This is a genomic window from Leucobacter sp. CX169, from assembly GCF_017161405.1.
In the GTDB taxonomy this organism is placed as follows: Bacteria; Actinomycetota; Actinomycetes; order Actinomycetales; family Microbacteriaceae; genus Cx-87.
This window is the reverse complement of the sequence record NZ_CP071051.1, coordinates 675,008-701,196: the sequence shown is the minus strand read 5'-3', so window position 1 is coordinate 701,196 and position 26,189 is coordinate 675,008. Positions and strand designations below refer to the sequence as shown.

The following is a 26,189-nucleotide window of genomic DNA, read 5'->3' as shown; positions in this document are numbered from 1 at the left end:
CGATGGCCTCACCGGCCTCACCGACAACGCAGAACGCCCCGCTCCCCCAAAGGGGTGCGGGGCGTTCGTGAGTCCGAGAGTTACTCGGCAGCAGCCTCGGCGGGAGCCTCGACAGCGGCCTCCTCGGCAACCGGCTCGGCAGCCTTGGGCTCAGCAGCAGCCTTGGGGGCCGCCTTCTTTGCCTTGACCTTGGGGGTCACGGGCTCGAGAACGAGCTCGATGACTGCCATGGGGGCGCGATCGCCCTTGCGGAAGCCGGTCTTGATGATGCGGGTGTAGCCACCCGGACGATCAGCAACGAGGGGCGCGATCTCGGTGAAGAGCTCGTGCACCACGCCCTGGTCGGTGACCTGGCGCAGGACGCGACGACGCGAGTGCAGATCGCCACGCTTCGCGAAGGTGATCAGGTGCTCGGCGACAGGCTGCAGGCGCTTGGCCTTGGTCTCCGTGGTCTGAATCTTCTTGTGCGTGAAGAGCTGCGATGCGAGGTTGTTCAGCATCAGACGCTCGTGAGCGGGGCCGCCTCCGAGGCGTGCACCCTTAGTGGGCTTAGGCATTTAATACTCCAGTGGATTGAGGTTCGAGAAGGCCGGAAGCCGACGGTTCCCTAGTTGTTGTTGTCGTCTTCGTAGCTGTAGAACTGAGCCCCGTCGAATCCGGGAACGGCGTCCTTGAGCGACAGACCCATTTCGGTCAGCTTGTCGCGAACCTCGAACACCGACTTCTGGCCGAAGTTGCGGATGTTCATCAGCTGGGCCTCCGAGAGCGCAACGAGCTCGCTCACGGTGTTGATGCCCTCGCGCTTGAGGCAGTTGTAGCTACGGACCGACAGATCGAGATCCTCGATCGGAATCGACAGCTCACCATCTACGACGGCGTCCACGGGCGCGGGCCCGATCTCGACACCCTCGGCGGCCGTGTTCAGCTCGCGAGCGAGACCGAACAGCTCGACCAGGGTCGAACCAGCCGACGCGATTGCATCGCGGGGCGTGATCGCGGGCTTCGACTCAACGTCGACCACGAGGCGGTCGAAGTCGGTGCGCTCACCGGCACGAGTTGCCTCGACGCGGTAGGTGACCTTCAGTACGGGCGAGTAGATCGAGTCGACCGGGATGCGGCCTACCTCGGCCTCGTCGTTCCGGTTCTGCGCCGCCGAAACGTAGCCGCGGCCACGCTCGATGGTCAGTTCCAGCTCGAACTGAGCCTTGTCGCTGAGCGTCGCGATGACGAGCTCAGGGTTGTGCACCTCGACACCGGCCGGAGCCGAGATGTCAGCGGCGGTCACCTCGCCTGCGCCGGTCTTGCGCAGGTAGGCGGTGATGGGCTCGTCGTGCTCGCTCGAGACAACGAGACCCTTGATGTTCAGGATGATCTCGGTAACGTCCTCGGTCACGCCGGGGATCGTGGTGAACTCGTGCGAGACGCCCTCGAAGCGAACGCTGGTGACTGCTGCGCCGGGAATCGACGAGAGCAGCGTGCGACGCAGCGAGTTGCCGAGCGTGTAGCCGAAGCCGGGCTCGAGGGGCTCGATGATGAAGCGCGAGCGGTTCTCAGAGAGTGACTCTTCAGTCAGAGTGGGGCGCTGTGCAATGAGCAAGGTTGATGTCCTTTCGCTGCGAGTCCGCTATATGACTCATGCGTGATCGGGATGGGTTCGAAGATGGATCGGTGTGCGAGGCGGGAAGCCCCGCACACCGATTACTCGCTCGTGCTCGTTAGACGCGGCGACGCTTGGGCGGGCGGCAGCCGTTGTGCGTCTGCGGGGTGACGTCGGTGATGGAACCGACCTCGAGGCCCGCTGCCTGCAACGAACGGATCGCGGTCTCGCGACCGGATCCGGGTCCCTTGACGAAGACGTCAACCTTCTTCATACCGTGCTCCTGCGCCTGACGCGCAGCCGACTCGGCAGCGAGCTGAGCAGCGAACGGGGTGGACTTGCGAGAGCCCTTGAACCCGACGTTGCCCGACGAAGACGAGGTGATGACGGCGCCCGTGGGGTCCGTGATCGACACGATCGTGTTGTTGAACGTCGACTTAATGTGGGCCTGGCCCACGACGATGTTCTTCTTATCCTTTTTGCGCGGCTTGCGAGCAGCCGACTTGGGTGCAGCCATGTGTTTTCTCCTGAAAGATTTCTACGTGTTAGGTCAGAGCCGAGCCGGCGACTACTTCTTCTTCTTGCCGGCGACGGTACGCTTCGGGCCCTTGCGGGTGCGTGCGTTCGTCTTCGTGCGCTGACCGTGCACGGGCAGCCCCTTGCGGTGGCGAATGCCCTGGTAGCTGCCGACCTCGACCTTGCGGCGGATGTCCGCTGCCACCTCGCGGCGCAGGTCACCTTCAACCTTGAAGTTGCCTTCGATGTGATCGCGAAGCGCAACGAGCTGTTCGTCGGTGAGGTCCTTCACACGGATGTTCCCATCGATCTGGGTCTCCGCAAGCGTCTTCAGCGCGCTGGTGCGGCCGACGCCATAGATGTACGTGAGTGCGATCTCCACGCGCTTTTCGCGGGGAATGTCTACTCCGGCGAGACGTGCCATTGTGGCTCTCCTCATGGGTTATGGAGGTGTGGTGCGCATCGGGGGTTCGGGCCTCCAACCCGAGGTGTCCCCCACAGCCGAGGCTGCGGGTTCTTCGATGCGCTGTTTCAGTTGTTCAATTTGCGATCTTTGGGATGACCCACGCGACCGCGGCGCTCGGGGCTAGCCCTGGCGCTGCTTGTGGCGGGGGTTCTCGCAGATCACCATGACGCGTCCGTGGCGGCGGATGACCTTGCACTTGTCGCAGATCTTCTTGACGCTGGGCTTGACCTTCATGGGAGTTCCTTAATACTTCGCTGTCCTCGTACTCGCAGGATGCTGCGAGCCGTTACTTTCCAGCGTTCGGCCTACTTGTAGCGGTAGACAATCCGACCGCGGGTCAGATCGTACGGGGTCAGCTCTACAATCACGCGATCCGCAGGGAGGATCCGAATGTAGTGCTGACGCATCTTTCCCGAGATGTGTGCGAGAACCTTGTGTCCGTTGGTCAGCTCAACGCGGAACATCGCGTTGGGCAGAGCCTCGACAACCTGGCCCTCGATCTCGATGACGCCGTCTTTCTTGGCCATAGCCTCACTATCGCTTGAGTAGTTGAATACTGGTCTTGCGTGATGCAACGCCGAAAAATCGGCATAACGCACCAAGGGACTATCGTAGTCCGGATATGCTCAGCTGTCTAGCCGGGCGTGTCGCGAATTACGGGATCGGCGTCGGCGTAATGCCGAGGGGCGCGAGTCCAGCCGCTCCCCCATCGGATGCGGTGAGCACCCAAATGCCGTTCTCGTGTACGGCGACAGTGTGCTCCCACTGGGCGCTCGCGCCGCCGTCCTCCATCGTGACAGTCCAGCCGTCGTCTTCGGTGAAGGTGTCAATGCCGCCCGCGGCGATGATCGGCTCGATCGCGACGACAAGACCCGGGCGAACCTCGGGACCCTTGCCGCGCACGGGGTAGTTGAAGACCGGGGGGTCTTCGTGCATGCTCCGGCCAATGCCGTGGCCAATGTAGTCCTCGAGGATGCCGTAGTTGCTCTCGGAGTGGACGTACTTGGCGATCGCATCGCCCACCTCATTGAGGTGCGTGGCGCGCGCCAGCTGCGCGATGCCGTGCCACATGGCCTGTTCGGTCACGCGGCTGAGTTCCTGCAGCTCGGCAGTCTTCTTCGGGTCGGCCGGGTCCGGTACCACCACGGTGTATGCGGAGTCACCGTGCCAGCCGCCGATCTCTGCCCCCGCGTCAATCGCGACGATGTCGCCGGGGCGCAGCGGCCGATCGGTGGGGATCGCGTGCACCACGTGCGCATTGACGTTCGCGCAGATGGTGTGCCGGTAGCCCGGCTCCATCATGAAGTTCGGGCGACCGCCACGGTCGCGGATCGCGGCCTCGGCAAGTGCGTCGAGCTCCAGCGGGGTGATACCGGCCCTCAGGGCGCCACGGGTGGCTTCCAGGGCCGCCGCGGTTGCAAGCCCCGGCTCACGCATCAGGCGAAGCTGCGCCGGCGTCTTGTAGATCGAACGACGGAACATGTTCCGAGCCATCGTGCTATCGGCCCAGCTTCAGATCGAGCGCAGTGGCGATGCGTTCGGCAACCTCGTCGATCTCGCCCAGTCCATCGACCGAGACCAGGATCCCGCGGCCGTCGAATAGCGCGATGAGCGGGGCGGTCTGAGCCGCGTACACCTCCTGGCGGTGGCGAATCACGTCCTCAGTGTCGTCCGCGCGACCCTCAACGAGCGCGCGATTCAAGAGGCGAGCCACGACGGCGTCGGTGTCGGCCTCAAGCAGGACGACAGCGTCAAGCGCCGCGCCCTTTTCGGCGAGTACGGCGTCGAGCGCGTGGACCTGGTCGACCGTGCGAGGATACCCGTCCAGCAGGAATCCCTCGGCAGCGTCATCCTGCGCAAGGCGGTCGGCGACGATCTCGTTGGTCAGGGCGTCGGGGACGAGCTCACCGGATTCGATGATCTCCTGAATGCGCTGACCGAGCTCGGTCTGTCCCTTGATGTTCGCGCGGAAGATATCTCCCGTGGAAATCGCGGGGACCTGGTAGCGGTCGGCGATCCGTCCGGCTTGGGTGCCCTTGCCGGCCCCAGGGGGGCCGACAATCAACAGGCGTGCGGGTGCGGGGTGGGTCATTATTTGAGCAGTCCTTCGTAGTGCCGCTGCTGCAGCTGAGCATCAATCTGCTTCACCGTCTCGAGGCCGACACCCACGATGATGAGGATCGATGCACCGCCAAACGGGAAGTTCTGGTTCGCGCCAAAGAACGACAGGGCAATCAGCGGGATGAGCGCGATCACGCCGAGGTAGAGCGAACCAGCGGAGGTGACGCGGTTCAACACGTAGCTGAGGTACTCCGCGGTCGGGCGACCGGCACGAATGCCGGGCACGAAGCCGCCGTACTTCTTCATGTTGTCCGCGACTTCTTCAGGGTTGAAGGTGATCTGCACGTAGAAGAACGTGAACGCGATCACCAGGAGGAAGAAGATGGCCATGTAGATGGGCTGATCACCCTGCACCAGGTTGTTCGAGACCCAGACGACCCAGGGCTTCGGCTCCTCGCCGATTCCGGGCTGGTTGAACTGCGCCACCAACATCGGCAGGTACAGGATCGACGAGGCGAAGATCACGGGGATCACGCCGGCCATGTTGACCTTGATCGGGATGTAGGTGTTGTTTCCACCGTACGTCCGACGCCCGACGACGCGCTTGGCGTACTGCACCGGGATCCGGCGCTGTGACTGCTCGACGAACACGACGGCCGCGACGACCAAGAGGCCCACCGCCAGCACGACGAAGAAGACGTTCCAGCCCTTTGCGTCCTTGATGGCCCAGAGTGCGCCGGGGAAGGTGGCAGCGATCGACGTGAAGATCAGCAGCGACATTCCGTTGCCCACGCCACGCTCGGTGATGAGCTCGCCGAGCCACATGATCAGGCCGGTGCCAGCGGTCATGGTGATGATGATCATCACGATGGCCCACCACTCCTGCGAGATCAGGTTCTGGCAGGCGACGGAGCCGGACGAACCGAACAGCATTCCCGAGCGGGCGACAGTGACCAGCGTCGTGGACTGCAGGATCGCGAGCGCGATCGTGAGGTAACGCGTGTACTGGGTGAGCTTGGCCTGACCGGCCTGGCCCTCCTTGTGCAGCGTTTCAAAGTGAGGGATAACGACGCGCAGCAGCTGGGTGATGATCGACGCCGTAATGTACGGCATGATGCCGAGCGCGAAGATCGACAGCTGCAGGAGGGCTCCGCCGCTAAAGAGGTTGATCATGTCGTACAGCCCGCTTGTCCCCTGGTTAGAGGCGAGGCAGACCTGGACATTGTTGAAGTTCACAAACGGCGCCGGCACAAATGAGCCGAGGCGGAAGATCGCGATGATCGCGAGCGTGAACAGGATCTTGGTACGAAGATCGGGCGTCTTCAAGATCCGTCCAATGGCGCTGAACAAAAGCTGCCTCCTGAGGGGTGTCGTCAAAGGCCCCGTCTGCAGACACGGGCCAAAAATTGAGCCTACACGCCTAAGCAGGGTGTGGCGAAACATCAACGGGGGCCGGCCCCGACGTTACGGCACAAATGCCGCAGTCGGAACCGTCCCCCGCGTAATGGTTGAGTGCTACTTAACCGAACCGCCAGCGGCGACGATCTTCTGCTCAGCCGAGCTCGAGACCTTGTCAACCTGAACGGTCAGTGCCACTGCGATGTCGCCATCGCCGAGCACCTTGACCGGCTGGTTCTTGCGAACCGCACCCTTGGCAACGAGATCCGCGCTCGTGACGTCTCCACCCTTGGGGTAGAGCTCCGCCAGCTTCGCGAGGTTCACAACCTGGTACTCGGTACGGAACGGGTTCTTGAACCCGCGCAGCTTCGGGGTGCGCATGTGCAGAGGCATCTGCCCACCCTCGAAACCAGCCTTGACCTGGTAACGCGCCTTCTGGCCCTTGGTACCACGGCCAGCCGTCTTACCCTTCGAGCCTTCACCGCGACCCACACGGGTCTTGGCCTTCTTCGAGCCCGGGGCGGGACGCAGGTGGTGCGCCTTGAGCACCTGCTCGCGTGCCTCCACGGCCTCTTCCTTCTTCTCGCTCATCAGTTGATCTCCTCAACCTCGACCAGGTGCGCAACCGTGCGGACGTAGCCGCGGTTGGCCTGGGTGTCCTCGCGGACAACGGAATCGCCGATCCGCTTCAGGCCGAGGCTGCGCAGCGTGTCCCGCTGGTTCTGCTTCTCGCTGATAACGGACTTGATCTGCGTAACCTTCAGGCTCTTAGCCATTACGCACCTGCCTTTGCCTTAGCTGCAGCTTCCGCCATAGCCGTTGCCTCTGCGCGCACCAGGCGTGCCGGAGCAACGCGGTCGAACGGAAGGCCGCGGCGAGCTGCGACGGAGCGGGGCTCCTCGAGCTGCTGCAGCGCCTCGACGGTCGCGTGCACGATGTTCAGAGTGTTCGACGAACCGAGCGACTTGCTCAGCACGTCGTGAATGCCAGCGCACTCGAGGACGGCGCGAACCGGGCCACCCGCGATAACACCGGTACCGGCAGCTGCGGGACGCAGCAGCACGACGCCAGCAGCTGCCTCGCCCTGTACGGGGTGAGGAATGGTGCTGCCAACGCGGGGGACGCGGAAGAAGTTCTTCTTCGCCTCTTCGACACCCTTCGCAATTGCGAGCGGCACCTCCTTGGCCTTGCCGTAGCCGACGCCGACCATGCCGTTGCCATCGCCCACCACGACGAGCGCGGTGAAGCTGAAGCGACGGCCGCCCTTGACGACCTTCGACACGCGGTTGATGGTCACGACGCGCTCGAGGAACTGGCTCTCGTTGCGATCGCGTCCGCCGCGCTCGTTGCGGGTGCCGCGGTCGCGGCTTCCACGACGCGCCTCGCGGGGCTCGTTGCGGTGGTCCTGAGCGGGGGCCTGCGCAGCCTCGGCGGCCGGTGCGGCCTCCGCGGCCTGGGTCTCTGCAGTCACTGCCTGCTCCTTCGTCTCGTTGCTCACAGGCTCAAACCTGCCTCTCGAGCGCCATCGGCGACCGCTGCGACGCGACCGGCGTACTTGCTACCGCCACGGTCGAACACAACGCTCTCGATGCCGGCGCTCTTTGCGCGCTCCGCGACGAGCACGCCAACACGGCGTGCCTTTGCGGACTTGTCGCCCTCAAACGAGCGAAGATCGGCTTCCATGGTCGACGCCGACGCGAGGGTACGACCCACTGCGTCGTCGACAACCTGCACGAAGACGTGACGCGAGGAACGAGTCACGACGAGGCGCGGACGAAGCTCCGTGCCGACGACCTTCTTGCGAAGGCGGACGTGACGACGGATACGAGCCGCTGCGCGGCCCTTTGCCCGAGTAATCGATGCGGCCATGGTTACTTACCAGCCTTTCCAGCCTTGCGGCGAACGATCTCGCCTGCGTAGCGGATGCCCTTGCCCTTGTAGGGCTCCGGCTTCTTCAGCTTGCGAATATTCGCAGCGGTCTCGCCGACCGCCTGCTTGTCGATACCGCGAACGGTGATCTTGGTGTTGCCCTCGAGCTCGAACGAGATGCCCTCAGGAGCATCAACGAGCACGGGGTGCGAGAAGCCGAGGGCGAGCTCGAGGCCCGTGCCCTTTGCGACCACGCGGTAACCGGTGCCGACAACTTCGAGGCCCTTTGAGTAGCCTTCGGTCACACCGATGATGTTGTTGTTGATGAGGGTGCGGGAGAGGCCGTGCAGCGCCCGCGAGTCGCGCTCATCGTCGGGACGGGTGACGAGCACCTGGCCCTCTTCGAGCGAGACGCGAATGGGCTCTGCGATGACGAGCTTGAGCTCGCCCTTCGGGCCCTTCACGGTGACCGACTGACCGTCGATCGAGACATTTACCCCTCCGGGAACGGAGATGGGAAGCTTACCGATACGTGACATCTGGGATTACCACACGTAGGCGAGGACTTCCCCGCCAACGCCCTTCTGCTCGGCCTCGCGGTCGGTGAGAAGCCCCGAGGAGGTGGACAGGATCGCTACGCCGAGGCCACCGAGAACGGTGGGGATTTCGGTCGAACGTGCGTACACGCGAAGGCCGGGCTTCGAAACGCGCTTGATGCCCACAATGGAGCGCTCGCGGTTCGGGCCGTACTTCAGCGACAGGGTCAGCGTGGTGCCAACGCGAGCGTCTTCGACGCTCCAGTCAGCAATGTAGCCCTCGCGCTTCAGCATGTCCGCGATGCGGAGCTTGAGCTTGGAGCCGGGCATGGCCACCGTTTCATGGTGAGCCGAGTTTGCATTGCGCAGTCTGGTGAGCAGGTCTGCTACCGGATCTGTCATCGTCATAATGACTCTACTTTCTCGCCTGGTTTCGCCGAGCCGGTCAGGGCTGGCGACCTGGGTGTACACGGGTGGGCGCCCGAAACGGGCGCCCACCTCGCATGGACTATTTAGTTGTCTACCCGGAACGGGAAGCCGAGCGCCTTGAGCAGCGCGCGACCCTCATCATCGGTCTTTGCGGTGGTCACGACAGTGATGTCGAACCCACGCACCCGATCGATCTTATCCTGATCGATCTCGTGGAACACACTCTGCTCCTGAATACCGAAGGTGTAGTTGCCGTTTCCGTCGAACTGCTTGGCCGACAGACCGCGGAAATCGCGGATGCGGGGCAGTGCGAGCGAAACCAGACGATCCATGAACTCCCAGGCACGATCGCCGCGCAGCGTAACGTGCGCACCAATCAGCTGACCCTCGCGAAGCTTGAACTGCGCGATGGACTTGCGTGCCTTGGTGACCATGGGCTTCTGGCCCGTGATCTTGGTCAGGTCGGCGATTGCACCGTCGATGACCTTGCCATCGCGAGCTGCTTCACCCACACCCGTGTTCACGACGATCTTGACGAGGCCGGGAACCTGGTGGATGTTGCCGAACCCGAACTCCTCGCGGAGGGCGGGAACGATCTCGCTCTGGTACTTCTGCTTCAGCCGGGGCTGAGCCTTGACAGCCTGTTCAGTCATCAGAGGTCCTTCCCAGACGTCTTCGCGTAACGGACGCGGACGGTCTTCTTCTTACCGTCCTTCTCGATCTCCTCGACGCGGAAGCCAACGCGAGTCGGCTTCTTGGTCGAGGGATCAACGAGTGCGACGTTCGACACGTGGATGGGGGCCTCCATCGTCTGGATGCCACCCTCCTTCGTGCCGCCAGCCGACTGGCCGACCTTCGCGTGCTTGGTGACGTAGTTGACGCCCTCAACGATGATGCGCTCGGTCTCAGTGTTGATCGCGAGAACGCGACCCTGCTTGCCCCGGTCGCCGCCACGCTCCTGCGTAGCGCCCGAGATGACCTCTACGAGGTCACCCTTCTTGATCCTTTTCGCCATGATTAAATAACCTCCGGCGCGAGCGAGACGATCTTCATGAACTTCTTGTCACGAAGCTCACGGCCAACCGGACCGAAGATGCGGGTGCCGCGAGGCTCCCCGTCAGTCTTCAGGATCACGGCAGCGTTCTCGTCGAACTTGATGTACGAGCCGTCAACGCGACGGACCTGCTTCTTGGTACGAACGATGACCGCCTTGACGACATCGCCCTTCTTCACGTTGCCACCGGGGATGGCGTCCTTGACAGTCGCCACGATGGTATCCCCAAGGCTCGCGTACCGACGGCCTGAGCCACCGAGAACGCGAATGGTGAGCAACTCCTTGGCGCCCGTGTTATCGGCCACCTTAAGTCGGGATTCCTGCTGAATCACTTGCTACTCCTTATTCCAAGTAAGCCGCGAGGCTTACTTCGCCTTCTCGAGGATCTCGACGAGGCGCCAGTGCTTGGTGGCGCTCAACGGGCGGGTCTCCGCGATGAGGACCATGTCGCCGATGCCGGCGGTGTTCTCTTCATCGTGTGCCTTGATCTTCGACGAGCGACGAATCACCTTGCCGTAGAGAGGGTGCTTCACGCGGTCCTCAACCTCAACGACGATGGTCTTATCCATCTTGTCGCTGACGACGTAGCCACGGCGGGTCTTGCGATCCGCGCGTGCCTCAGCCGACTCCTGGCCGGCCTGTTCCTCGACCTTAGCCATGGTTAGGCCTCCTTCGTCTCGGCGGAATCGTCCGCCTTCTTGCTCTTCTTCGCCGTCTTGACCGGAGTCGGAGCGGGCGTTGCCCGAATCCCGAGCTCGCGCTCACGGATCACGGTGTAGATGCGAGCGATGTCACGCTTTACGTGGCTCACACGGCCATGGCTTTCCAGCTGGCCGGTGGCCGACTGGAAGCGCAGGTTGAACAGCTCTGCCTTCGACTTCTTGAGCTCCTCTACGAGGCGCTCATCCTCGAACGTGTCGAGTTCGGTGATGGCAAGTTCCTTGGTACCGATCGCCATTACGCGTCGCCCTCCTCACGCTTGATAATCCGGGCCTTCAGCGGGAGCTTGTGAATTGCGCGAGTCAATGCCTCACGCGCAAGCTCCTCGTCGACGCCCGCGACCTCGAAGAGGACGCGACCCGGCTTGACATTTGCCACCCACCACTCGGGTGAACCCTTACCGGAACCCATGCGGGTTTCGGCGGGCTTCTTCGTGAGAGGACGGTCAGGGTAGATGTTGATCCACACCTTGCCACCGCGCTTGATGTGACGCGTCATCGCGATACGAGCGGACTCGATCTGACGGTTGGTAACATACGCGGGGGTGAGCGCCTGGATACCAAACTCACCGAACGACACCTTGGTGCCGCCGGTTGCGTGGCCCGAACGCTTCGGGTGGTGCTGCTTGCGGTACTTGACTCGACGGGGAATCAGCATGCTTACTTCTCCGATCCTGCTGCGGCAGCCGCAGCCTCGGGAGCGCGACCCTCACGGGGAGCGCGACGACGGTCATCACGGCCGCGCGACGACGACTTCTGCGAAGCCTGCTCGCGAGCGAGCTCCTTGTTCGTCATGTCGCCCTTGTAGATCCAGACCTTCACGCCGATACGGCCGAACGTCGTCTTGGCCTCGTAGAAGCCGTAGTCGATGTTCGCGCGGAGCGTGTGCAGGGGCACGCGACCCTCGCGGTAGAACTCTGAACGGCTCATCTCGGCGCCGCCGAGGCGACCCGAGACCTGGATCCGGATGCCCTTGGCGCCAGCGCGCTGCGCGCCCTGGAGACCCTTGCGCATCGCACGACGGAACGCCACGCGAGCAGCGAGCTGCTCGGCAATGCCCTGTGCGACGAGCTGAGCGTCGGCCTCGGGGTTCTTGACCTCGAGGATGTTCAGCTGGATCTGCTTGCCCGAGAGCTTCTCGAGGTCGGCACGAATGCGCTCCGCCTCGGCGCCGCGGCGACCGATGACGATGCCCGGACGAGCCGAGTGGATGTCCACGCGGACGCGGTCACGAGTGCGCTCGATCTCGACACGCGAAACGCCTGCGCGGTCAAGCGACTTGGTCAGGTACTCACGGATACGGATGTCCTCTGCGAGGTAATCCGCGTAACGCTGTCCCGGCTTCTGCGAATCCGAGAACCAACGCGATACGTGATCAGTGGTGATCCCGAGGCGGAAGCCATACGGGTGAATCTTCTGGCCCATTTATTTGGCTCCCTTCTTGACTGCCTCGAGCTCATCGGCCGTCTTGAGGACGATCGTGATGTGGCTCGTGCGCTTCATGATCTTGAATGCGCGACCCTGTGCCCGGGGGCGGAAGCGCTTCAGGGTTGCACCCTCGTCGACGAAAGCGGTAGCTACATAGAGCTCCTCTTCGTTGAGACGAAGGTTTTCCTTATCGGCCTTGACACGTGCGTTCGCCATTGCCGAAGCAACGAGCTTGAACACGGGCTCGGCAGCGGCCTGCGGCGCGAACTTCAGGATTGCGAGGGCCTCTTCGGCCTGCTTTCCACGTACGAGGTTCACAACGCGACGGGCCTTCATGGGGGTGATGCGGATATGACGCAAACGTGCGGTCGACTCCACCATTCTTATTCCTCCTTCACGCCACCGCGTTAGCGGCGACGGCCCTTCTTGTCGTCCTTCACGTGACCGCGGAAGGTACGAGTCGGAGCGAATTCGCCCAACTTGTGACCAACCATCGTCTCGGTGACGAACACGGGGATGTGCTTGCGCCCATCGTGAACCGCGATCGTGTGTCCGAGCATGGACGGCACGATCATCGAGCGGCGCGACCAGGTCTTGATGACGTTCTTGGTACCAGCTTCGTTCTGCGTAACAACCTTGCTGAGCAGGTGGTTATCGACGAAGGGGCCCTTTTTGAGACTGCGAGGCATATTCTCTCCCTACCTAGCGCTTCTTGCCAACGGTGCGGCGACGCACGATGAGCTTGTCGCTTTCCTTGTTCGGACGGCGCGTGCGCCCTTCCTTCTGACCCCACGGGCTGACCGGGTGACGGCCGCCCGAGGTGCGGCCTTCGCCACCACCGTGCGGGTGATCAACCGGGTTCATGACGACACCACGGACAGTCGGGCGAACGCCCTTCCACCGCATACGGCCGGCCTTACCCCAGTTGATGTTCGACTGCTCGGCGTTGCCGACCTCGCCGACGGTTGCGCGGCAGCGCACGTCGACGTTGCGGATCTCGCCCGAGGGGAGACGCAGCTGCGCGTAGGGGCCATCCTTCGCCACGAGGCGAACCGAGGCACCAGCGGAACGCGCCATCTTGGCGCCCCCGCCCGGCTTCAGCTCGATCGCGTGAATGACGGTACCCGTAGGGATGTTCTTCAGCGGCAGGTTGTTGCCGGGCTTGATGTCGGCAGCGGGACCGCTCTCGACGATGTCGCCCTGGCTCAGCTTGTTCGGCGCGATGATGTAACGCTTGGTGCCGTCCAAGTAGTGCAGCAGTGCGATGCGAGCCGTACGGTTCGGATCGTACTCAATGTGCGCAACCTTGGCGTTCACGCCGTCCTTGTCATGGCGACGGAAGTCGATGACACGGTACTGGCGCTTGTGGCCACCACCGATGTGACGGGTCGTGATCCGACCGGAGCTGTTACGGCCACCGGTCTTGTGCAGGGGGCGGAGCAGCGACTTCTCGGGGGTCGAACGCGTGATCTCTGCAAAGTCAGAGACGCTCGCGCCACGACGACCCGGGGTAGTCGGCTTGTATTTGCGAATAGCCATATCTAGTTCCTCTTCGCCCCTTCTACAGCGCGGCCGTGAAGATGTCGATGGAGCCCGACTTCAGGGTCACAATGGCACGCTTGGTGTCCTTGCGCTTGCCCTGGCCGAACTTGGTGCGGCGCGTCTTGCCCTTGCGGTTCAGCGTGTTGATCTTGTCGATCTTCACGTTGAAGATCTGCTCGATTGCGAGCTTGATCTCGGTCTTGTTCGAGTCCGGGTGCACCTCAAAGGTGTACTGTCCGTTGCCGTCGATGAGCGCATAGCTCTTCTCCGAAACGACCGGCGCGATGACGACGTCGTGCGGGTTCTTGTTCAGGCTCATTACTTCGAGACCTCCTTGACGGCGCGCGCGGCGACGAAATCGTCAAAGGCGGCCTTGGTGAAAACGATGTCATCGCTGACGACAACGTCGTACGCGTTGAGCTGATCCTGGAACAACAGGTGCACGTTCTCAAGGTTGCGAGCACTGGGCTCGGTCAACGCATCAGCGCGGTCCATGACCACGAGTACACGCTTGCCAGGAGCAACCAGGGCGATGACCTCGCGGGCAGCCTTGGTGCTGGGCTTGTTGTCGAGACCGAACGACTCAAGGACGTGGATCCGCGAACCGCGTGCGCGGTCCGAGAGCACGCCGCGAAGAGCAGCAGCGATCATCTTCTTGGGGGTGCGCTGCGAGTAGTCACGCGGCTTGGGGCCGTGGACGACGCCGCCGCCGCGGTGCTCAGGTGCACGTACCGAACCCTGACGAGCGCGGCCGGTGCCCTTCTGCTTGAACGGCTTGACACCCGAACCGGACACTTCGCCACGGTTCTTGGTCTTGTGCGTCCCCTGGCGTGCGGCAGCGAGCTGCGCGACAACAACCTGGTGGATCAGCGGAACGTTAGCTTCGACGCCGAAGATCGACTCGGGCAGATCGACAGTGCCGACCTTCTTACCCTTCGCGCTCAGGACGTCGAGCGTGGTAGCGGTAGCCATGAACTACGCCCCCTTCACTGCGTTGCGAACGAATACAAGGCGACCACGTGCACCGGGGACGGCGCCCTTGATCAGGACGACACCCTTCTCGATGTCAACCGCGTGAACCGTGAGGTTCTGCACGGTCACGCGCTCGCCACCCATGCGGCCAGCCATCTTGTGACCCTTGAACACGCGGCCCGGCGTAGCCGAGGCGCCGATCGAGCCGGGCTTGCGGTGGTTGCGGTGTGCACCGTGCGATGCGCCGACGCCACTGAAGTTGTGGCGCTTCATAACGCCAGCGAAGCCCTTGCCCTTCGAGGTGCCAACGACGTCGACCAGCTGGCCGGCTTCGAAGGTCTCACCGATGGTGAGCTCCTGGCCGAGCGCGTACTCGCCTGCGTTCGCGGTGCGCACCTCTGCGAGGTGGCGGCGCGGCGTGACGCCGGCCTTCGCGAAGTGAGCGGTCGCGGGCTGGTTGACCTTACGGGGGTCAATGTCGCCTGCAGCGATCTGAATGGCGTTGTAGCCATCGAGCTCGGGGGTGCGGATCTGGGTGACCACGTTGGGGTTGATCTCAACAACGGTCACGGGGACCAGCTTGCCGTTCTCATCCCAGACCTGAGTCATGCCCAGCTTGGTGCCAAGGAGGCCCTTGACGGTGTTATTTACGTTCGTCATGATCCTCCCCTTTACAGCTTGATCTCGATGTTGACATCCGCCGGCAGGTCGAGACGCATGAGCGAATCGACGGCCTTCGGGGTCGGATCGACGATGTCGATGAGGCGCTTGTGCGTGCGCTTCTCGAAGTGTTCGCGACTGTCCTTGTACTTGTGAGGCGAACGGATCACTGCGATCACGTTCTTCTCAGTCGGCAGCGGCACGGGGCCGATGACAGTGGCACCCGCGCGGGTTACCGTGTCAACGATCTTGCGAGCCGAGGAATCGATGACCTCGTGGTCATACGACTTCAGTCGAATGCGGATCTTCTGTCCCGCCATGTGACTCTCTCTTTCTCTTGCGTCTTACTCGGGCTGTTGGCCCGCGCATTGGACGTCTTGCGTACGTAGCGCTCTAACATCTCGTTCCGAGGATCTTGATGCGGCTTCGCTGTTCACCTGTCAATCGCGCACAAAGGCGCGAACTCCCCACACAGACGAATTCGGCCGGCGCCGAAACGCGCGACCGATCGAATGATTGGGAAGTTGTTCGCTACCCGCGGCCTAGCCAAACCCGTTCCGCAGCGATACGCCGCTCTTCCGGTTGACTATGCACAAACCTGGCAGTGATCCCTACCCGAAGGCAAGAAGTACTGAACTCACCCATTCTGTCACAGCAGGGGGCATTTACGCAACCCGGGCGTGTCGCGCCGGGAGGATGCTCGGAAGCGCGAGATACAGCGCCAGAACCGCCAGGCCCGCTGCGGTGAGCGCGAGCCACCAGATCGGGGCCACGAAGAACGAAATGAGCCCGAGCACCGAGGCGACCGCGGAGAGGCCGGCGGTCATGCCGGAGGCGGCGAGGTGGGAGTATCCGAGCTGCTGGATCCGCTGATACACGTGCTCCTTGTGGGGCTCGTCCCACTTCTTCCCCTCGCGGGTGCGGCGCACGAGCGTGGTCCCGACGTCACCGAAGTACAGGATCATGGGGCCGATCGATGCGAGGATCGGCACGCCCGCCGCGAAGGCCGCCATGCTCGTCACCGCCGTCGCGCCGCCGAGCAGGTAGCTGCCAACGTCACCGAGGAACGCGCCGCGACCGAACAGGTTCCAGGGCAGGAACCCGGCGAACCCAGCGGCCAGCACGAGCCCCGCGACGACCAGCCAGGCATAGCCCCCGAGCCATCCCGCGGCGGCGAAGGTCAGCCCCGCGACGACCCCGTGGAATCCGCTGATGCCATTCAGGCCATCCATGAAGTTCGCCACGTTGATGTAGCTCGACACGAACAGTACTGCGTAGATCACGAGCCACCAGGACATCCCGGTCAGCGCGACGATCGCAATGCTCGAGGCGAGGGCGATCCCGATCTGCAGTGCACTCCGCACTGGCACGCTGAGGCCGCGCAGGTCCTCAGCCAGCCCGGTGAGGCCCGAGGCGAGGCCAGCGAGTACGGCGACCAGCAGGACCGCGGTGCCGGGCTGCCCGCTCGCGGAAAGGCCCCAGGCGCCGAGTCCCCCGCCGGCCACCAGAGCGATCAGGACGGCGAGTCCCATACCGCGCAGCACAGGGCGCGCGTGGGAGGAACGTTCGTTCGGCACATCCATGATGCCCAGGCGCTCAAGCAGCGGCCTGAGCAGCGGCGGCAGCCCGAGGCTGAGGAGGAGCGTGGCTGCGCCGGCCAGTGCGGCGACCGCAGCGGCGCTGGCTCCGCTCACTGCGCGCGCCCTTCCGCCTCGGAGGTCAGGTTGAGGCGAGCGATCCAGCCGTCGTGGTCGACGCGATCCGGCGAGATGGTCGACACATGGGCGTGCGAGATCTTCGGATGGAAGGGCCGTTCGTCGCCCTCCCCCGCCGCCACGAGCTCCTCGTGCAGCTTCTCGCCGTGACGCAATCCCGTGAAGACGATCTCAATCGGCTTCCCCGACTGCGCGATCATCTGCTCGGCGACATCGAGAATGCGCACGGGCTCACCCATGTCCAGGATGAGGACCTCCCCCGGACGGCCGATCCCGCCCGCCTGAATCACGAGCTGGCAGGCCTCGGGGATGGTCATGAAGTAGCGGGTCACGTCGGGGTGGGTGACCGTGACCGGCCCGCCCGCCTCGATGAGCTGCTGGAACGTCGGCAGCATCGAGCCGCGGCTCCCGATCACGTTTCCGAAACGTACCGAGAGGTAACGCATCCCGCTCTCCTCGGCCATCCAGGCCGTGAGCTTCTCAGCGACCCGCTTCGAGTGCCCGAGCACGCTCGTCGGGTTCGCCGCCTTGTCGGTCGAGATGTTCACGAAGGTGCCGACACCGACCGACTGGGCCGCGCGGAGAACGTTGAGCGTGCCGAGCACGTTGGTCTTCCACGCCTCGTCCGGGTATTGCTCAAGCATTGGCAGGTGCTTCAGCGCGGCCGCGTGGAACACCACCTCGGGGCGGCGCTCGGCAAAGATCCGCCGCAGCGCCTCCTCGTCACGAATATCCGCGAGAACCACATCGCGGGTATCGAGGAGCCCGTGGCCGCTGATGGAGAGCTGCGCTCCCTGCAGGGCGGTCTCGTCGCGATCGAGCAGGATCAGCTCCTTGGGGGCAAAACGGCTGAGCTGGCGACACAGCTCCGAGCCGATCGAGCCCCCGGCGCCGGTGACGAGGACGACCCGATCCTGGAGGTACTCGGCGATCGAGGACATCTCGAGGCGCACGGGGTGGCGGCCGATGAGGTCCTCGATGGAGAGATCCCGCAGATCGCTAATCGCGTCCTTGCCCTGGAGGAGCCGCTCGAGTGGGGGCAGCACCATGACCCGCAGGCCGGCGCGCGCTGCGGCGTCGTTGACCCGGCGCAGAAGCGAGGAGTCCGCGTACCCGATGCAGACCAGCACGGCACTCGCCGATGTCTGGCGCGCGACCTCCGCAAGGTCGTCCAGGCCGCCGAGTACACGCACTCCGCGCACCTCGAGGTTACGCTTCGCCACATCGTCGTCGAGAAACCCCACGGGGAGGCTCCCCGCCACCGCGTCAGTGAGCATGCGACGCACCGTTGCGGAACCGACATAGCCGGCGCCATAAATCAGGACCCGCTCTGCCTCGGCGCCGGGCTTCATGCGCTGCTCGTCGGCCAACCGAATGAGGTAGCGCAAAATCCCCATCAGGCTGAAAGCGATCGGACCTGCGATGACCATCGTGCTGCGGGGAATGCCGTTGCCATAGCCGACCCAGAAGGCAAACACCCAGGCGAACGCGCTCACCGCGACGGTACTGAAGAAGAGGGCCCGAACCTCGTCGAAGCTCCCGGTCTGGTAGCGCGAACGATAGAGCCAGAAGCCCCAGCCTGCCACGAGCTGGAGCAGGGCAGTCGCGCCGATCAGCGCAGCGGTCCACCCCCAGTGGACGAGGGTGAGCGAAAAATCAAAGCGGAGCAGCAGCGCTGCCACGATCGCCACCGCCCAGGCAAGGACGTCGCAGACGAACAGCAGCCCAAACTGGCGAATGAAATGCGTGAAACGCTCGCCAGAGCTTCGGGTGTCTCGGCCGAGCGGGCGGGGCAGTTCCAGGGATTCCACCATTCGAGGATACCGCTGCCGCCGAGTGCACATGCTCAGGGCGGGCCGTCGCCGGGCGAATCAGATTCCCTCTCGACGGAGAACTGTCCGCGCGGCAGGATGGGGAGTGGGCGATCGCCCGCAACGTCCGTGGCGAGCACGCGGCACTCTTATGAGGAGGAAACACTATGGGTATTGAAGATCTCGGCGCAAAGGCGGAGCAGGCTGCGAAGCAGGTCGGCGACGTCATCGGCCAGAACAAGGAAAAGATCGAAGCGGCGCTCAAGAGCGAGCAGGCCGAGGGCCTCAGCGACAAGGTGCTCGATGGCGCCACCGGTCTCTTCAATAAGATCACCGGCGACAAGTTCGCCGATCAGGCAGAGGATGTCCGCAAGAACATCGATGGGGCCGTCGGAAACGAATAGTCCCCCGCGCGTCGTCGCGACGCTGCGACCACGTCACACAACAACAACAACGCCCCGGAGCACATGGCTCCGGGGCGTTGTTGTTTACTCGCGAAAAGCGACTACTTGGTGATCGCCGTCACCGTGCCGGCGCCGACGGTGCGGCCACCCTCACGGATAGCGAAGCCGAGGCCCTCTTCCATAGCGATCGGCTGAATCAGCACGACCGACATGTCGGTGGTGTCGCCAGGCATGACCATGTCCTTGCCCTCGGGGAGGGTGATGACGCCGGTCACGTCCGTGGTGCGGAAGTAGAACTGCGGGCGGTAGTTCGTGAAGAACGGGTTGTGTCGGCCGCCCTCTTCCTTGGAAAGGATGTAAGCGGTGCCCTCGAACTCCGTGTGGGGAGTGATCGAGCCCGGCTTCACGATGACCTGGCCGCGCTCAACGTCTTCACGCTTGGTGCCGCGGAGCAGGAGGCCACAGTTCTCGCCAGCCCACGCCTCGTCGAGCTGCTTGTGGAACATCTCGATACCGGTGACCGTGGTCTTGACGGTCGGCTTGAGGCCAACAATCTCGACCTCGGAGTTGATCGCGAGGGTACCGCGCTCGGCGCGACCCGTCACAACCGTGCCACGACCGGTGATCGTGAAGACGTCCTCGACGGGCATGAGGAACGGCTTGTCCTTGTCACGCTCGGGGGTCGGGATAGCCGTGTCAACAGCCTCCATGAGCTCGAGAATGGCGTTAACCCACTTCTCTTCGCCCTGCAGCGCCTGGTAGCCCGAGACGCGGACAACGGGAGCGTCGTCGCCGGGGAAGCCCTGGCTCGAGAGCAGCTCGCGAACCTCGAGCTCAACGAGCTCCAGGATCTCCTCGTCCTCAACCATGTCGCACTTGTTCAGCGCAACGAGCAGGTAGGGAACGCCAACCTGCTTCGCGAGCAGCACGTGCTCGCGGGTCTGTGCCATGGGGCCGTCGGTAGCAGCAACCACGAGGATCGCGCCGTCCATCTGAGCCGCACCGGTGATCATGTTCTTGATGTAGTCGGCGTGGCCGGGTGCATCAACGTGAGCGTAGTGACGGGTCGGGGTCTCGTACTCGACGTGCGAGATGTTGATCGTGATACCACGCTGGCGCTCCTCGGGAGCGGAGTCGATGGTAGCGAAATCGCGCTGCACGTTGGTGGCCGACGGGAACTTGTCAGCAAGCACCTTCGAGATGGCCGCGGTAAGGGTCGTCTTACCGTGGTCAACGTGACCGATCGTTCCGATGTTTACGTGCGGCTTGTTCCGCTCGAACTTGGCCTTCGCCACTGTGGTCCTCCTCAGGACATCGAGTGCGCACACCTTCCGATGGATTCCGGAGATATGGGCACAGGGGATATAGATATGTTACTTGCTCAGCCGATGAATTTCGACCTGGAGCGGTGGCGGAGGCTGGACAGACGCCCAGCCTCCACCGGAGAGGGCGAAGTTATTCGCCCTTGACCTTCTGAATGATCTCTTCAGCCACGGCCTTGGGGACCTCAGCGTAGGAATGGAAAGTCATCGAGAACACGGCGCGGCCGCTGGTCTTGGACCGCAGGTCGCCGATGTACCCAAACATTTCAGACAGCGGGACGAGCGCGTTGATGATCTTCACACCGCTCGCGTCCTCCATCGACTGGATCTGGCCACGACGCGAGTTGATATCGCCGATGACGTCGCCCATGTACTCCTCGGGAGTACGGACCTCGACAGCCATCATGGGCTCGAGGAGGACGGGGCTCGCCTTGCGAGCAGCCTCCTTGAACGCCATGGAGCCGGCGATCTTGAACGCCATTTCCGACGAGTCAACGTCGTGGTACTGACCGTCCAGCAGAGCCGCCTTGACGCCCACGAGGGGGAAGCCGGCCAGGATGCCGTACTGCATGGCGTCCTGGATACCTGCGTCGACCGAGGGGATGTACTCGCGAGGAACGCGGCCACCGGTGACCTTGTTCGCGAACTCGTACATCTTGTCGCCGGCCGGATCGAGGGGCTCAAGCGAGATCTGCACCTTAGCGAACTGACCCGAACCACCGGTCTGCTTCTTGTGGGTGTAGTCGTGCTTCTCGACGGTCTTGCGGATCGTCTCGCGGTACGCAACCTGGGGCTTGCCCACGTTGGCCTCGACGTTGAACTCGCGCTTCATGCGGTCAACGAGGATATCAAGGTGCAGCTCGCCCATGCCGGCGATAACCGTCTGGCCGGTCTCGGCGTTGAGGCTCACGCGGAACGTGGGGTCCTCTTCAGCGAGCTTCTGGATCGCCGTGCCGAGCTTCTCCTGGTCAGCCTTGGTCTTCGGCTCGATGGCCACCTCGATGACGGGCTCCGGGAAGGTCATCGATTCCAGGACAACCTGGCTGTTGATGTCCGACAGCGTGTCGCCGGTCGTGGTGTCCTTGAGACCGATCACCGCGTAGATGTTGCCAGCGGTGAGCTGATCGACCGGGTTCTCCTTGTTGGCGTGCATCTGGAAGATCTTTCCGATGCGCTCCTTGCGGCCCTTGGTCGAGTTGATGACGGCAGCGCCCGACTCGGCGTGACCCGAGTACACGCGAACGTAGGTGAGGCGACCGAAGAACGGGTGCACGGCAACCTTGAACGCGAGAGCCGCGAACGGCTGCGAGGAATCGGGGAGACGCTCGATGACGATCGACTCGTCGCGCGGGTCGTGTGCCTCGATGGCACCGACGTCGAGCGGGTTCGGCAGGTAGTCAACGACCGCGTCGAGCATCGGCTGGATGCCGCGGTTCTTGAACGCCGAGCCACAGAAGACCGGGTAGATCTCGCTGTTGACGACCATCTTGCGAAGCGCAGCTTTGAGCTCGGGGATCGAAATCTCCTCGCCGGCAAAGTACTTCTCCAGCAGTGCGTCGTCGCTCTCGGCGATCGTCTCGACGAGCTTGGCGCGGTACTCCACGGCCTTTTCCTGCAGGTCAGCAGGAATCTCTTCGATCTCGTAGTTCGCACCGAGGGTCACGTCACCCTTGGCGTCGCCGCGCCAGGTCAGCGCACGCATCTCCATGAGGTCGACAACGCCCTCGAAGCCCGACTCGAATCCAATCGGAAGCTGCATCACGAGCGGCTTCGCGCCGAGGCGCTTGACGATCGTGTCTACGGTGAAGTAGAAGTCGGCGCCCATCTTGTCCATCTTGTTGACGAAGCAGATGCGGGGCACGTTGTACTTGTCGGCCTGGCGCCAGACGGTCTCGGACTGGGGCTCAACGCCCTCCTTGCCGTCGAACACTGCGACTGCGCCGTCGAGGACGCGGAGCGAGCGCTCCACCTCAACGGTGAAGTCGACGTGACCGGGGGTGTCGATGATGTTGATCTGGTTCTTGTTCCAGAAGCAGGTCACCGCGGCACTGGTGATCGTGATGCCGCGTTCCTTCTCCTGCTCCATCCAGTCAGTGGTCGCGCCACCATCGTGGGTCTCGCCGAGCTTGTGGTTCACGCCCGTGTAGAACAGGATGCGCTCGGTGGTGGTGGTCTTGCCGGCATCGATGTGGGCCATGATGCCGATGTTGCGGACCTTGCTCAGGTCGGTGAGCACGTCTTGTGCCACGGGGAATCCTCCAGGGATCGGTGAGGGAAGTGTGGTGTGCCTGACGACTGGGTCAGCCGCCGAAGCGGTTGCTCCGCCCGGGCCGTGAAGCCCGGGCGAAGCAACGTGAAACGCGACCTACCAGCGGTAGTGCGCGAATGCGCGGTTCGACTCAGCCATCTTGTGAGTGTCCTCGCGGCGCTTCACAGCGGCACCGAGGCCGTTGGATGCGTCGAGGATCTCGTTGGTGAGTCGGTCCGTCATGCTGTTCTCACGACGAGCCTTTGCGTAGCTGGTCAGCCAGCGAAGTGCGAGCGTGTTCGCACGGTGCGGCTTGACCTCGACGGGCACCTGGTAGGTGGATCCGCCGACGCGACGCGAGCGGACCTCAAGGGTGGGGCGCACGTTGTCGAGCGCCTTCTTGAGGACCGTGACCGCATCCTGATCGGACTTGGCGCCCACCGCAGCGAGTGCGTCATACACAATGCGCTCGGCGAGCCCCTTCTTGCCGTCCAGGAGGATCTTGTTGACGAGCTGGCTCACAATGGGGGCGCCGTATACCGGATCGGCAACTACGGGGCGCTTCGGAGCAGGTCCCTTACGAGGCATTACTTCTTCTCCTTCTTCGCACCGTAGAGGCTACGCGCCTGCTTACGGCCCTTGACGGCCTGCGTATCGAGCGCGCCGCGCACGATCTTGTAACGCACGCCGGGAAGGTCCTTCACGCGACCGCCGCGCACGAGCACCATCGAGTGCTCCTGCAGGTTGTGGCCCTCACCGGGGATGTAGGCCGTAACCTCGGTCCCGTTCGAGAGCTTCACACGAGCGACCTTACGCATCGCCGAGTTCGGCTTCTTCGGGGTGGTGGTGTAGACACGGGTGCATACCCCGCGCTGCTGCGGGTTCGCCTTCAGAGCGGGAGCCTTGGTCTTGACGACCTTCGGCGTACGCCCCTTGCGAACCAACTGCTGAATCGTTGGCACTGATTCTCCTTGGTTATCCTGCACGGTGACAGGAATGCTTCATGGACTGAGCATGTGCGGCCGCTCACGCGGTCGCTGACCTGCTGCCGCGTTAGACGCGAACGGAGTGCAGGTATGCCGTGGGGGTACCGCCCCGAATGGAACGGAGAACCCAATCGTGTTCTCCCCCGCTCGCGAAAACCATGCCGAGGCACGCCAAAACGCGCGGTGGAGCACACCGAGAGTCAACTGTACCTGCAGTTCCCGGGAATTGGCAAGGCTGGGCGAGCGCTCGCTACTCGGGCGCTTCCAACTGTTCGCTCAGATGTTCGAGCATCGAACGGATCTGGGGTTCGACGAAACGGGTCACCGCGGCAGTTACGCGCGGGCGATGCCCCGCGACCGCGAAACACACCTCGCGCCCGGCGTCCTCTGCGCACTGGTCGGCGCGTGCGATCTCGGCGCGAAGCTGCGCCTTCTCGGCGGCGGTAAGTGGCGGCCGGGGCAGCGGGGGCTCCGGCTGGCTGGTGGCGGCGAGGCCGGCGAGCGTGAACAGGAAGGGTTGGGCGTCCTCGGCAGGCTCTGGGTCGAGGTCGAGCCCGTCGTACTCGGGGTCGAGGCCAGCCGTCGGGTCGAACACGGCAGGCGACCAGTTCTTCTCACCGTCCAGTTCGGCGTGCAGCATCGGCAGCTCGCGCTCCGTGAACGTATCGACCTCACGATCGACGATGCGCTGCATTCGAGAGACCAGGGCGTGGAGGACCTGATGCGGCACGTCCTCGGTCAAGCCCACCGCGGCGACAATCGGCGATCCGGTGCAGCGGCGGCAGATTCGGCTGCGTCCGCGGTGCGTGCCGGGCGCCCAGGTCGGGAGCCAGCGCAGCCAGGCGTCAACGGCGTTCATCACGCGCTGCTCGATGCTCTCCTCTGCCACGGTGCCCAATGTTACCCGGGCGAGTCGAGATTGTGGCACATGCCGCGCGGGGCGGCCGTCGGCTATGGACCCCGGGGGCCGCCTTCGGGGTCCACCGGCTGGTCCGGATACTGCAGGTCGCCGGGCGCCGGGTGATTCTCCCAGTACCAGCGGGGCGGCCGGCGGTCGGAGTAGACCCGACGAGTGAGCACGGCCCACAGGATCAGCGGGGCCAACGCCCAGAACACCGCGAGCACGACGGAATACCAGCTCAGCCAGGTCTCGCCGATGCTCATGCCCGCGAGCATGCCGACCAGGCACCACAGCAGGTACGCGCCGCAGGCGGCGACAACTGACTGAGCCAGCGGCGGCGTGCGCGTTCCTCGCAGTAACGTGACGGTCGACGTCCACAGCATGCCCACGAGCAGGGCCAGGCTCAGCCCGACCGCTAGGGGTGCCGCCACAAACGGCACGCTGTCGGTCTGCACCGGTTGCGTGCCGGTCGCCAGCGCGATGGCGCCCCAGCCGGCGACGAGCAGTGCGAACGCGAGCAACGTGACGGCGCCGATCAGTCCCACGGCGTAGCCGCGGGTGACTCCACGTCGCTCGCCGGGAACCATGGCTAGACGGCCTGGGCCTCCGCGACGCGCTGCTCGTACTCGGCGAGGGCCTCGCGGTTCTTCGCGGTCATCTTGCGACCACGTGCGCCAATCCAGGCGCCAAACCAAATCGTGGTTTCACGGGCGACGAGCGCGGCTCCGAGTGCCGGCAGCGAGAGGCCGATGAGGTTCAGTACCACCATCGGGTCCGTGCTGAACCCGCTCGGGCGGCCAAACGCCTCAGGCGCGAGCACCAGCCCGACGACCGCCGCCGCCCAGACGAGCACCGCGACGAGGAAGCCGCCGAGTACGTACGCCCACCAGCCTGCGCGGCCGACGATAAGCACCAGTGCGCTCAGCCCCACGAAGAAGGCCGCTACCGGGAAGATAAAGGCCCACGACGTGAGAATCGGGAGCAGCCCCTCCGAGAGGAATGTCGAGGGCGGGAACTCGAAGGCGATCAGCCCGGAGATGACCCCGGCGTACACGAGCGCAAAGCCAGCAGTCGCCACGAGCGCGATGAGCACGCCTGCTCCACGGTTACCGCGCACCTCGGGGGGCAGCGGCGTCTGCACGTAGAAGCCGGCCATCGGGTGGTCGGTCGCGATCTGAATCTGCTCAGGCGCGGGCGCGGCAGCCGGAACGACCGGCTCAGCGACAGGCGCGGCCGCACTCGGCATGTCGAGGTCCGAGATCACGACGGGCTCGGCGCCGGGCTGCTCAGCGACGATCTCGCCCGTCGCTGCGGGATCGATAGCCGCGTCGACGACGGGCTCACTCTCGGCCTGCACGGCGTCTGCCGGGGCGGACTCGACCTTCGCATCAGCCGGGTCGATTGCGCGCTCCACGGCGGCCATAACCTCGGTCTCGGTGGCACCCGTCTCGTCGATCGGGGCGCCCGCCTGCTCGGTGTCGCGTTCCTCGGTCATCGCTGTGGCCTCTCCTCGATGCGGGTTCCGGCGCCGTCGCGCCAGAGAGCGGGCCGTGAG

Annotated in this window: 39 protein-coding genes; 1 reads left to right on the top strand and 38 read right to left on the bottom strand. The window is 64.0% G+C overall.

Annotated features, from left to right (window positions below):
- Window positions 1-80 precede the first annotated feature (80 nt).
- The 31 genes from rplQ to JW030_RS02970 form a co-directional block, all read right to left on the bottom strand.
- Entirely contained in the window at window positions 81-557 is a 477-nt protein-coding gene (rplQ, locus tag JW030_RS03120; RefSeq protein WP_188045724.1) for a 50S ribosomal protein L17, read from the bottom strand.
- A gap of 50 nt (window positions 558-607) precedes the next feature.
- A complete protein-coding gene (locus JW030_RS03115) occupies window positions 608-1,597 on the bottom strand; it encodes a DNA-directed RNA polymerase subunit alpha (protein WP_188045725.1) in 990 nt (329 codons plus the stop codon).
- A 118-nt stretch (window positions 1,598-1,715) separates the two neighbouring features.
- Entirely contained in the window at window positions 1,716-2,114 is a 399-nt protein-coding gene (rpsK, locus tag JW030_RS03110; protein ID WP_188045726.1) for a 30S ribosomal protein S11, read from the bottom strand.
- A 51-nt stretch (window positions 2,115-2,165) separates the two neighbouring features.
- Window positions 2,166-2,537 (bottom strand): 30S ribosomal protein S13, encoded by a 372-nt coding sequence (gene rpsM, locus JW030_RS03105; protein ID WP_188045727.1) that lies wholly within the window; start codon window positions 2,535-2,537, stop codon window positions 2,166-2,168.
- A 162-nt stretch (window positions 2,538-2,699) separates the two neighbouring features.
- A complete protein-coding gene (rpmJ, locus tag JW030_RS03100; protein ID WP_009199219.1) occupies window positions 2,700-2,813 on the bottom strand; it encodes a 50S ribosomal protein L36 in 114 nt (37 codons plus the stop codon).
- A 71-nt stretch (window positions 2,814-2,884) separates the two neighbouring features.
- Window positions 2,885-3,106: a translation initiation factor IF-1 gene (gene infA / locus JW030_RS03095; protein WP_188045728.1), complete on the bottom strand. Its 222-nt coding sequence runs from the start codon at window positions 3,104-3,106 to the stop codon at window positions 2,885-2,887.
- A 127-nt stretch (window positions 3,107-3,233) separates the two neighbouring features.
- Window positions 3,234-4,061 carry a type I methionyl aminopeptidase gene (gene map, locus JW030_RS03090; RefSeq protein ID WP_370567031.1) on the bottom strand — a complete coding sequence of 276 codons (828 nt, stop codon included), beginning with the start codon at window positions 4,059-4,061 and terminating at the stop codon, window positions 3,234-3,236.
- Between the two features lie 16 nt (window positions 4,062-4,077).
- On the bottom strand, window positions 4,078-4,671 hold the full coding sequence (locus tag JW030_RS03085) for an adenylate kinase (RefSeq protein WP_188045730.1): 594 nt from the start codon (window positions 4,669-4,671) through the stop codon (window positions 4,078-4,080).
- Window positions 4,671-5,990, bottom strand: coding sequence for a preprotein translocase subunit SecY (gene secY / locus JW030_RS03080; RefSeq protein ID WP_188045731.1), 1,320 nt, complete (start codon window positions 5,988-5,990; stop codon window positions 4,671-4,673). The genes JW030_RS03085 and secY overlap by 1 nt, the downstream gene beginning before the upstream one ends.
- Before the next feature lie 165 nt (window positions 5,991-6,155).
- Entirely contained in the window at window positions 6,156-6,629 is a 474-nt protein-coding gene (gene rplO, locus JW030_RS03075) for a 50S ribosomal protein L15 (protein ID WP_188045732.1), read from the bottom strand.
- Entirely contained in the window at window positions 6,629-6,814 is a 186-nt protein-coding gene (gene rpmD, locus JW030_RS03070) for a 50S ribosomal protein L30 (RefSeq protein WP_188045733.1), read from the bottom strand. The genes rplO and rpmD overlap by 1 nt, the downstream gene beginning before the upstream one ends.
- Window positions 6,814-7,536 carry a 30S ribosomal protein S5 gene (gene rpsE, locus JW030_RS03065; protein ID WP_188045734.1) on the bottom strand — a complete coding sequence of 241 codons (723 nt, stop codon included), beginning with the start codon at window positions 7,534-7,536 and terminating at the stop codon, window positions 6,814-6,816. Before rpsE ends, rpmD begins: the two co-directional genes overlap by 1 nt.
- Window positions 7,533-7,907: a 50S ribosomal protein L18 gene (rplR, locus tag JW030_RS03060; protein ID WP_188045735.1), complete on the bottom strand. Its 375-nt coding sequence runs from the start codon at window positions 7,905-7,907 to the stop codon at window positions 7,533-7,535. Before rplR ends, rpsE begins: the two co-directional genes overlap by 4 nt.
- A gap of 2 nt (window positions 7,908-7,909) precedes the next feature.
- The gene (rplF, locus tag JW030_RS03055) at window positions 7,910-8,446 is read right to left on the bottom strand and encodes a 50S ribosomal protein L6 (protein ID WP_188045736.1); all 537 of its coding nucleotides are present in this window, start codon (window positions 8,444-8,446) and stop codon (window positions 7,910-7,912) included.
- A gap of 6 nt (window positions 8,447-8,452) precedes the next feature.
- Window positions 8,453-8,851, bottom strand: coding sequence for a 30S ribosomal protein S8 (gene rpsH, locus JW030_RS03050; protein ID WP_188045737.1), 399 nt, complete (start codon window positions 8,849-8,851; stop codon window positions 8,453-8,455).
- Between the two features lie 104 nt (window positions 8,852-8,955).
- Window positions 8,956-9,525 (bottom strand): 50S ribosomal protein L5, encoded by a 570-nt coding sequence (rplE, locus tag JW030_RS03045; protein WP_188045738.1) that lies wholly within the window; start codon window positions 9,523-9,525, stop codon window positions 8,956-8,958.
- A complete protein-coding gene (gene rplX, locus JW030_RS03040) occupies window positions 9,525-9,887 on the bottom strand; it encodes a 50S ribosomal protein L24 (protein WP_188045739.1) in 363 nt (120 codons plus the stop codon). Before rplX ends, rplE begins: the two co-directional genes overlap by 1 nt.
- Window positions 9,888-9,889: 2 nt before the next feature.
- Window positions 9,890-10,258, bottom strand: coding sequence for a 50S ribosomal protein L14 (rplN, locus tag JW030_RS03035; RefSeq protein ID WP_188045740.1), 369 nt, complete (start codon window positions 10,256-10,258; stop codon window positions 9,890-9,892).
- A 33-nt stretch (window positions 10,259-10,291) separates the two neighbouring features.
- Complete coding sequence (rpsQ, locus tag JW030_RS03030; RefSeq protein ID WP_188045741.1) at window positions 10,292-10,585, bottom strand: 30S ribosomal protein S17; 294 nt, start codon at window positions 10,583-10,585, stop codon at window positions 10,292-10,294.
- A 2-nt stretch (window positions 10,586-10,587) separates the two neighbouring features.
- Window positions 10,588-10,884 (bottom strand): 50S ribosomal protein L29, encoded by a 297-nt coding sequence (gene rpmC, locus JW030_RS03025; RefSeq protein ID WP_188045742.1) that lies wholly within the window; start codon window positions 10,882-10,884, stop codon window positions 10,588-10,590.
- Window positions 10,884-11,303 (bottom strand): 50S ribosomal protein L16, encoded by a 420-nt coding sequence (gene rplP, locus JW030_RS03020; RefSeq protein WP_188045743.1) that lies wholly within the window; start codon window positions 11,301-11,303, stop codon window positions 10,884-10,886. Before rplP ends, rpmC begins: the two co-directional genes overlap by 1 nt.
- A 2-nt stretch (window positions 11,304-11,305) precedes the next feature.
- Window positions 11,306-12,070, bottom strand: coding sequence for a 30S ribosomal protein S3 (rpsC, locus tag JW030_RS03015; protein WP_188045744.1), 765 nt, complete (start codon window positions 12,068-12,070; stop codon window positions 11,306-11,308).
- Entirely contained in the window at window positions 12,071-12,454 is a 384-nt protein-coding gene (rplV, locus tag JW030_RS03010) for a 50S ribosomal protein L22 (RefSeq protein ID WP_188045745.1), read from the bottom strand.
- Window positions 12,455-12,480: 26 nt separating this feature from the next.
- Window positions 12,481-12,762, bottom strand: coding sequence for a 30S ribosomal protein S19 (gene rpsS, locus JW030_RS03005; RefSeq protein WP_188045746.1), 282 nt, complete (start codon window positions 12,760-12,762; stop codon window positions 12,481-12,483).
- A gap of 13 nt (window positions 12,763-12,775) precedes the next feature.
- The gene (gene rplB / locus JW030_RS03000) at window positions 12,776-13,612 is read right to left on the bottom strand and encodes a 50S ribosomal protein L2 (RefSeq protein ID WP_188045747.1); all 837 of its coding nucleotides are present in this window, start codon (window positions 13,610-13,612) and stop codon (window positions 12,776-12,778) included.
- Window positions 13,613-13,634: 22 nt separating this feature from the next.
- Window positions 13,635-13,934, bottom strand: coding sequence for a 50S ribosomal protein L23 (gene rplW / locus JW030_RS02995; RefSeq protein WP_188045748.1), 300 nt, complete (start codon window positions 13,932-13,934; stop codon window positions 13,635-13,637).
- Window positions 13,934-14,587 carry a 50S ribosomal protein L4 gene (rplD, locus tag JW030_RS02990; RefSeq protein ID WP_188045749.1) on the bottom strand — a complete coding sequence of 218 codons (654 nt, stop codon included), beginning with the start codon at window positions 14,585-14,587 and terminating at the stop codon, window positions 13,934-13,936. Before rplD ends, rplW begins: the two co-directional genes overlap by 1 nt.
- A gap of 3 nt (window positions 14,588-14,590) precedes the next feature.
- A complete protein-coding gene (gene rplC, locus JW030_RS02985; RefSeq protein WP_188045750.1) occupies window positions 14,591-15,247 on the bottom strand; it encodes a 50S ribosomal protein L3 in 657 nt (218 codons plus the stop codon).
- Between the two features lie 11 nt (window positions 15,248-15,258).
- Window positions 15,259-15,567 carry a 30S ribosomal protein S10 gene (gene rpsJ, locus JW030_RS02980; protein WP_010156393.1) on the bottom strand — a complete coding sequence of 103 codons (309 nt, stop codon included), beginning with the start codon at window positions 15,565-15,567 and terminating at the stop codon, window positions 15,259-15,261.
- Window positions 15,568-15,912: 345 nt separating this feature from the next.
- Complete coding sequence (locus tag JW030_RS02975; protein ID WP_241095528.1) at window positions 15,913-16,941, bottom strand: UDP-phosphate alpha-N-acetyl-D-fucosaminephosphotransferase; 1,029 nt, start codon at window positions 16,939-16,941, stop codon at window positions 15,913-15,915.
- A complete protein-coding gene (locus tag JW030_RS02970; protein ID WP_188045751.1) occupies window positions 16,938-18,776 on the bottom strand; it encodes a nucleoside-diphosphate sugar epimerase/dehydratase in 1,839 nt (612 codons plus the stop codon). The genes JW030_RS02975 and JW030_RS02970 overlap by 4 nt, the downstream gene beginning before the upstream one ends.
- Window positions 18,777-18,940: 164 nt before the next feature.
- On the opposite strand from JW030_RS02970, the gene JW030_RS02965 reads away from it, so the two are divergent.
- On the top strand, window positions 18,941-19,177 hold the full coding sequence (locus tag JW030_RS02965; protein ID WP_188045752.1) for an antitoxin: 237 nt from the start codon (window positions 18,941-18,943) through the stop codon (window positions 19,175-19,177).
- Between the two features lie 101 nt (window positions 19,178-19,278).
- Here the strand turns inward: JW030_RS02965 and tuf are convergent, their stop codons facing one another.
- The 7 genes from tuf to JW030_RS02930 all read right to left on the bottom strand — a co-directional run bounded on the left by tuf (window position 19,279) and on the right by JW030_RS02930 (window position 26,129).
- Complete coding sequence (tuf, locus tag JW030_RS02960; RefSeq protein WP_188045753.1) at window positions 19,279-20,472, bottom strand: elongation factor Tu; 1,194 nt, start codon at window positions 20,470-20,472, stop codon at window positions 19,279-19,281.
- Between the two features lie 160 nt (window positions 20,473-20,632).
- Complete coding sequence (gene fusA / locus JW030_RS02955; protein WP_188045754.1) at window positions 20,633-22,747, bottom strand: elongation factor G; 2,115 nt, start codon at window positions 22,745-22,747, stop codon at window positions 20,633-20,635.
- Between the two features lie 117 nt (window positions 22,748-22,864).
- Window positions 22,865-23,335 (bottom strand): 30S ribosomal protein S7, encoded by a 471-nt coding sequence (gene rpsG, locus JW030_RS02950; protein WP_188045755.1) that lies wholly within the window; start codon window positions 23,333-23,335, stop codon window positions 22,865-22,867.
- Window positions 23,335-23,709: a 30S ribosomal protein S12 gene (rpsL, locus tag JW030_RS02945; protein WP_188045756.1), complete on the bottom strand. Its 375-nt coding sequence runs from the start codon at window positions 23,707-23,709 to the stop codon at window positions 23,335-23,337. Before rpsL ends, rpsG begins: the two co-directional genes overlap by 1 nt.
- Before the next feature lie 274 nt (window positions 23,710-23,983).
- Window positions 23,984-24,592, bottom strand: coding sequence for a spermidine/putrescine ABC transporter substrate-binding protein (locus JW030_RS02940; protein WP_188045839.1), 609 nt, complete (start codon window positions 24,590-24,592; stop codon window positions 23,984-23,986).
- A 92-nt stretch (window positions 24,593-24,684) separates the two neighbouring features.
- Entirely contained in the window at window positions 24,685-25,221 is a 537-nt protein-coding gene (locus JW030_RS02935) for a hypothetical protein (RefSeq protein WP_188045757.1), read from the bottom strand.
- A 2-nt stretch (window positions 25,222-25,223) separates the two neighbouring features.
- Window positions 25,224-26,129, bottom strand: coding sequence for a hypothetical protein (locus JW030_RS02930; RefSeq protein ID WP_188045758.1), 906 nt, complete (start codon window positions 26,127-26,129; stop codon window positions 25,224-25,226).
- Window positions 26,130-26,189: the final 60 nt, after the last annotated feature.